The following is a 5,948-nucleotide window of genomic DNA, read 5'->3' on the forward strand; positions in this document are numbered from 1 at the left end:
GGGCTGGTAGGAGTCGCTGGGGCACCGGTCATGGCCCGACGGTCGCACCGGGTTCGGGGGTGGGGCGTCGGCGCAGCGGTGTATTCGTCTCCGCCGGGTGGGGGAGGAGCGTTCCGCCGGGGGGGGGTGCCGGGCGTTTTCCGTCAGGCGGCGAAGCCGATGTTGGAGACGTACTCGTACTGGCCCCACTCGGAGCCCAGGTCGATGACGGCGTCGTTGACCCAGACGTCGTCCAGTCGGGCGTCGTCGCCGGCGGTCCAGGCGCTGACGATGCGGTCCCAGCGGCGGACGTTGAGGGTGCGGAACTCGACGAACCGCTGATGGGGCCGGGGCACCTGGGACTGGTTGAGGGGGTGGAACTCGACGCGGGTTCCCCGGCCCCGGCGGTTGAGGCGGGCGAGCAGGTAGCGGGCGACGTTCTGCCGGCGGACCGTGCGGTAGGCCGTCTCGATGCGTTCGAGGTTCTTCCGGGAGGGGCTGCGGCGGCCGTCCAGCCAGGCCTTGAGGGTGCGGTCGGTGACCGTGAGGCCGGCCTCACGCGCGGCCTGGCGGGCGTGGTCGGTGCGGGTGAGGTAGTGCAGACGCGCGAGGAGTCCGCGGCGCTGGTGGATGGGGGTGGCGATGAAACCGGCGAGGTCGTCGAGCTGGCGGGCGACGAACTCGTGGCCCTTGGTGCCGCGGGCACCGAACTTGCCGAACTCGTTGTTTCTTTCCGGCACCCCGCATCCCTTTCCGCTGGTATCGGTGGTCCCAGCATAGTGCGGGGAGGGGCAGGTCATGGCGAGCGTGGACGACGGCCTGCGGCCCGCCGGGGCGTGGCGGAGCGGCGACAGGATGCCGGGGCCCCGTCGGCGCCGAGGGGTGCGGGGGGGCGTCGCTCGGGCTGCCCCCGGCCTGGTCGGTACGCCCTGCACCGGAGGAGGAACAGGGTCCGGTGCGGCGTCGTCGTGTCCTCGCTCACAGGCCGGGACGATGGTGTGACGCGAGACAGAGGGGCACCGTCTTGAACCGCATGAACGACCTGACCGACGCAAACATCGCCCACGCGGTGCGCGGCATCGCCGCGATGGAGGCCTCCCGCGACGCGCTGGCGGCCCGAGTGACCGAACTACGCACCGCCACGGTTCCCGAGGACCTGGCCGAGCGCGACCGTTGTGGCAACGCCATGGCCGACGCCGACACACGGATCCTGCTGGAGTCCATCGAGGTGCTCGAGCGGCTCGGCATGACGTCCGCAGCCATGGCGTGCTCCCACGTCGCGCAGGAGGAAGGCCTTCTGCCGCCCCACTGACCGCCCGGACCGTGGTGCGAGGGCGGGACCTTGGGTTATCACGGCGTGATAACCCAAGGTCCCGCCGAGGGGTGATCGATGGACGGTGTTCGGCGGGAACGGCGTGACAGGGCGGCCTCGGTGGAGGCTTCGTGACGCCCGGGGTCGTCACGGCATGGCCGTCGGGCGCACCCCGCAGGGTTATCACGCCGTGATAGGTCGCCGACGAGGACCGGGGAGACCCGGGTGATGCTTCCGGCGCTGGGCCGTGCTTGCCGGCCGGGTCCGGGTCCGTTCCTCACCCGGTCCGGGTTATCACGGCGTGATAGGTCGGCCGTGGCCCACGTACCGGGTCGCGGGCTATCACGGCGTGATAAGTCAGCCGCCAGGTCCGGCGCCGCCACCACCGGCCCCGTCCCCACCCGGTCCGGGTTATCACGGCGTGATAAGTCGGACCCGTGGCCCACGTACCGGGTCGCGGGCTATCACGGCGTGATAAGTCGGCCGCCGGGACCGGCCCCGGCCGCACCCGGTCCGGGTTATCACGCCGTGATAGGTCTCCACGGGGGTGAGGGGTTATCACGCCGTGATAACCCCTGAGGAGTTGGTTACCTTACTAACGTGTCGTGGGCTGAACTTGAGCTCCAACGTTAGTAAGGTGACGCTCATGACGTCACCTGACACGGGCGGCGACCGGGAGAAGGTCGTCACCAAGCTCACCAGCACTCTCCGGCAGGACCTCAAGGTCCGGGCCGCTCTCCACGGGCTCGGCATGCAGGACGCGGTCGAGGCGGGGATCACCGCCTGGCGCGGGCTCGGGGCCGCTCTGCCTCCCGTCGACACGGGGGACGCGGAGAGCTACTCCACCTTCCTTCCCAGCGGTCTGTGGGACGGCTTCCGCGCCGACTGCAAGGAGCGGGGGATCTCGCTCACCCAGGGCATCGCCCAGGCGGTCACGCTGTGGCTGTCCGACAACCCGGTTCCCGAGGTGAAGCGGCCGGCGATCGTACGGCGCATCGTCGTCTGCAACCAGAAGGGCGGGGTCGGCAAGACCGCCATCACGGCCGGTCTCGGCGAGGCCCTCGCCGAGGACCCGGCGGCTCTCGTACCCGTACGCGTCTCCAGGCACTTCGCCGCGCTCCTGGACGCGGGGGAGGGGAGGACCGATCCCCTCGCGCTGGAGGATCTGCCGGGACTCGGGCAGCGGGTCCTGCTGGTCGACTTCGATCCGCAGGGGCACCTCACCAAGCAGCTGGGGCAGGAGCCGCTGCCCATGAACGGGGACTCCCTCACCAACCACATGGCCGGTGAGGGCAAGGGGGATCTCCGGGAGCTCGTCGTCACGGTGGACGAGGACCGGTTCGGCGGGCGGCTGCACCTGCTGCCGGCGTGCACCGACGCCTTCCTCCTGGACGTGCGGCTCGCTTCCGTACGGGCCAGGGAGGCCGCCCTGGAGCGGGCACTGCGGGCCGTCGAGAGCGACTACGACGTGATCCTCATCGACTGCCCCCCGAGCCTCGGGCTGAGCATGGACGCCGCCTCGTACTACGGGCGGCGGCGGACGAACGAGGTGGCGGGCAACTCCGGCGTCCTCATCGTGGTGCAGGCGGAGGACAGCAGCGCCGACGCCTACGGTCTGCTCACGTCCCAGATCGAGGACATGCGGGGTGATCTCGCCCTCGACATCGACTACCTCGGGCTCGTCGTCAACCACTACGACGCGCGGCGCGGGTACATCGCGACGTCCTCCCTGCAGTCCTGGATGGACATCAAGGACCCGCGCGTGGTCGGCGTCATCGGTGACCTGAAGGAACAGAAGGAAGCCGTACGCGCCAAGCGGCCGCTGCTGGCGTACGCGCCGCGCTGCGAGCAGTCCGTCGCCCTCCGCGCTCTCGCCCGGGAGATCAGCAAGTGAGCAAGGCCAAGAACCTGGGGGCGGGGGCCTCCTTCGCACAGGCCCGTCCCATCAGTGCCCGGCGGGCCGCGATCGGTGCCGCCACGGGCGCGCCCACGGCGGGCGTGCCCGAGCCGACGGAGCTGCCTCTCGGGGCCATCAGCCAGAACCCGGACAACCCGCGGGAGGAGCTGCGGGACCTGGAGGGGCTGGCCGAGAGCATCCGTGAGATCGGGCTCGTCAACTCCATCACCGTGGCCACGGTCGACGCGTACCTGTCGGAGCGGCCGGAGCGGGCCGGTGAGGTGGACGAAGGCGCCCGGTACATCGTCGTCGACGGGCACCGGCGGCTGGAGGCCGCGCGGCTCGCGGGGGAACCCACGATCCGGGTGAGCGTGAACAACGCGCTCGTCGCGACGGACGAGTCCCTGCTGGAGGCGGCGTTCGTCGCCAACGTCCACCGGGACGACATGAACCCGCTGGAGCAGGCGTACGCGCTGCAGAAGCTCGTGGAGTTCTACGGCTCGCAGAACAAGGCGGCCAAGCGGCTCGGGATCGGCCAGTCGACCATCTCGTCCAAGCTGTCGATCCTCGATCTCGACCCGGGGCTGCAGGCCGATCTGCTGGCGGGACGCCGACGGCTGGAGGACGTACGGAACCTGGCGAAGCTGGCGCCGGAGCAGCAGCGGGAGAAGGCGGACGCCCGCGCGGAGGAGCGGCAGCGGCGGGCGGCGGAGGGGCGGGGGGTATCACGGCGTGATAACCCCCGGCCCGGGAGCGCGGCCGGGGCGGAGCTGTCACGCCGTGACTCCGCGCGGGCGGAGGAGGGCGCCGGCCCCGGGGCCGGGGACGGCCCGTCACGGCCTGATGTCCCGGCGCGGGAGGCGGCGGACCTATCACGCCGTGATAACCCCGCCGGCGGGGCCGAGCTGCCCGAGCCTCGTGCGGCCGCCGCGTCCGAGCGGGCGGTGGGTGTGGGGCCGGTGGCGCCGTGGAGTGACGGGGCCGCCGTCATGGAGCAGGCGATCGCGGGGCTGGGCGACGGCCAGCGGAGCCGGTTCATCCACCGGTACATCGAGCTGACCGGCAGCACGGAGGCCCTGGTCGCGGACCTCGCGCGCGGGCTGCCCGAGGCAGGGCGGCTGCGGCTGGCCACCATCCTGGAGGAGACGTCACGGCGACTGCGGCAACTGCCGTGACGTGTGCGGAGTCCCTTCCCCGGCTTCGGGGGAGGGACTCCCCGCGTCGCGGCCCGGTCGGCTCGCCGGGAGGTCCTTGACGAACACGAGGGCGTCCAGACCCGCGAGACGGGCCGGGGCGAGCGGGGCGTAGCCGAACCAGGGGGAGACCCGGGGGGCGGGGGGCCGGGACGAGAGGGCGGCGGCCAGACCGCGGGGGTCGACGATCCCGCGCGCGGCGGGGAGTTCGTACAGGAACCCTTCGACGGTGTCCGGCGGCGGGGTGTCCACTCCCCGGTGCCGGATGGTGCCGACGGCGGTGGCGGCGAAGGCGTACCGCTCACCGAGCCGGGTGCTCACCAGTGCTCCGGCGCTCCACCAGGTCAGGGGCTGCCCACCCATGTGCATCGTGCTGCGCTCCCGCTGGAGGTGGGAGTTGTGGCTGTGGACGAAGGCGGGGCCCCGGGCGGCGAGGGCGAGGAGGTTGTCCGCCATCATCCGGTCCCGCAGGGCCACCATCCGGGCGAGGCGGAGAGGCGAGGGGTCGGCCATGGCGTGGTGGTAGCGGAGCAGGCCGGTCGCCGTGCGCGCGTACAGGCGTGCCCGGTCGAGCGCTTCGGGAGAGGCCGTCGCCCGCAGGTGCGGGGCCTGGGTGTCGACGAGGGTCTCCAGGTCGTCGGCGAGCAGGCGCAGTTGTGCGGCCTCCGGCGTCCGGCCCACGGAGCGGGCGGCGTCCCGCATCGCGGCGGGTTCGGTCCAGCGGGCGTCGGGGCCGAGGAGACGGTCGAGGGTGTCCCGGGTGCAGGGAAGCAGGGCGGGGTCCACGGCCCCGGTGAGGTGGTCGTGGAGTTCCGTCAGGGCCTGGCGGGGGGAGGCCGCGCCGGTGATCTCCAGGGGGCCGTCGAAGCCGGCGAAGCGGACGTGTTCGGCAGGGGGCCGGTTCTCGTTGTGGGCGCGCATCCAGCGGACGAGGTCGCGGTTGGCCTCGGAGGCGCCCCAGCCGTGGCTGAATCCCCGCTCCATGACGGCGTCGAGGGTGCCGGTGCCGGCGGTGACGTAGGCGTCGACGGCCAGGCCCCGGAGGCAGTCGGTCTCGAGGGCGATCGTGCGGTAGCCCTCGTCCTCGGCGAGCTGCCGGAAGATCTCGTTGCGGAGGTGGAGGAGGGAGTCCTCACCGTGGGTGGGTTCGCCCAGGGCCAGGAGGCGGGGACGCGCCGGGAGCAGTTTCAGGAGCGCGCCGGCCTCGGCGGCATGGGTGAGGTCCTTGAGGTCAGTGGCCATGCCTTCCACGCTATCTTTGAACCTTCGGTGGAAACTTCTGCGCGCTAGCGTCGCTTTCATGGACCAAAAGTTTCAAAGTGAGGTGCGGCTGCGTCCGGTCGATCTGGCGCGGCGGCACGGGTTGTCGACGCAGGCGGTCCGGAATTACGAGGAGGCCGGGATCCTGCCGGCGGCCCGGCGCACCGCTCAGGGCTACCGCGTCTACACCCCGCTGCACGCGGCGGCTCTGCGGGCCTTTCTCGCCCTGGTCCCGGGGCATGGTCACGCCACGGCGGCGGCGGTCATGCGGGCCGTGCACGAGGGCCCGGCCGACGAGGCGTTCCGG

6 protein-coding genes are annotated in these 5,948 nt (G+C 72.2%); 4 read left to right on the forward strand and 2 right to left on the reverse strand.

Annotation, left to right across the window (positions count from 1 at the left end; genetic code table 11):
• Positions 1 to 143 precede the first annotated feature (143 nt).
• Positions 144 to 719 carry a transcriptional regulator gene (locus tag RIF68_RS24510; protein WP_309053462.1) on the reverse strand — a complete coding sequence of 192 codons (576 nt, stop codon included), beginning with the start codon at positions 717 to 719 and terminating at the stop codon, positions 144 to 146.
• A 293-nt stretch (positions 720 to 1,012) separates the two neighbouring features.
• Here RIF68_RS24510 and RIF68_RS24515 point away from each other — a divergent pair, with 293 nt between their 5' ends.
• From RIF68_RS24515 to RIF68_RS24525, 3 genes are all read left to right on the forward strand, one after another.
• On the forward strand, positions 1,013 to 1,291 hold the full coding sequence (locus RIF68_RS24515; RefSeq protein ID WP_309053463.1) for a hypothetical protein: 279 nt from the start codon (positions 1,013 to 1,015) through the stop codon (positions 1,289 to 1,291).
• 646 nt (positions 1,292 to 1,937) lie between these two features.
• Positions 1,938 to 3,185 carry a ParA family protein gene (locus RIF68_RS24520; protein WP_309053464.1) on the forward strand — a complete coding sequence of 416 codons (1,248 nt, stop codon included), beginning with the start codon at positions 1,938 to 1,940 and terminating at the stop codon, positions 3,183 to 3,185.
• Positions 3,182 to 4,363, forward strand: coding sequence for a ParB/RepB/Spo0J family partition protein (locus tag RIF68_RS24525; protein ID WP_309053465.1), 1,182 nt, complete (start codon positions 3,182 to 3,184; stop codon positions 4,361 to 4,363). The genes RIF68_RS24520 and RIF68_RS24525 overlap by 4 nt, the downstream gene beginning before the upstream one ends.
• Here RIF68_RS24525 and RIF68_RS24530 read toward each other — a convergent pair.
• Complete coding sequence (locus tag RIF68_RS24530) at positions 4,337 to 5,623, reverse strand: erythromycin esterase family protein (protein WP_309053466.1); 1,287 nt, start codon at positions 5,621 to 5,623, stop codon at positions 4,337 to 4,339. The two genes, RIF68_RS24525 and RIF68_RS24530, sit on opposite strands and share 27 nt — an antisense overlap.
• A gap of 58 nt (positions 5,624 to 5,681) precedes the next feature.
• Between RIF68_RS24530 and RIF68_RS24535 the strand changes: the two genes are divergently transcribed.
• Positions 5,682 to 5,948: MerR family DNA-binding transcriptional regulator (locus RIF68_RS24535; protein ID WP_309053467.1), on the forward strand; the 267-nt coding region annotated here is incomplete at its 3' end.

The organism is Streptomyces sp. (assembly GCF_031178505.1).
In the GTDB taxonomy this organism is placed as follows: domain Bacteria; phylum Actinomycetota; class Actinomycetes; order Streptomycetales; family Streptomycetaceae; genus Streptomyces; species Streptomyces gulbargensis.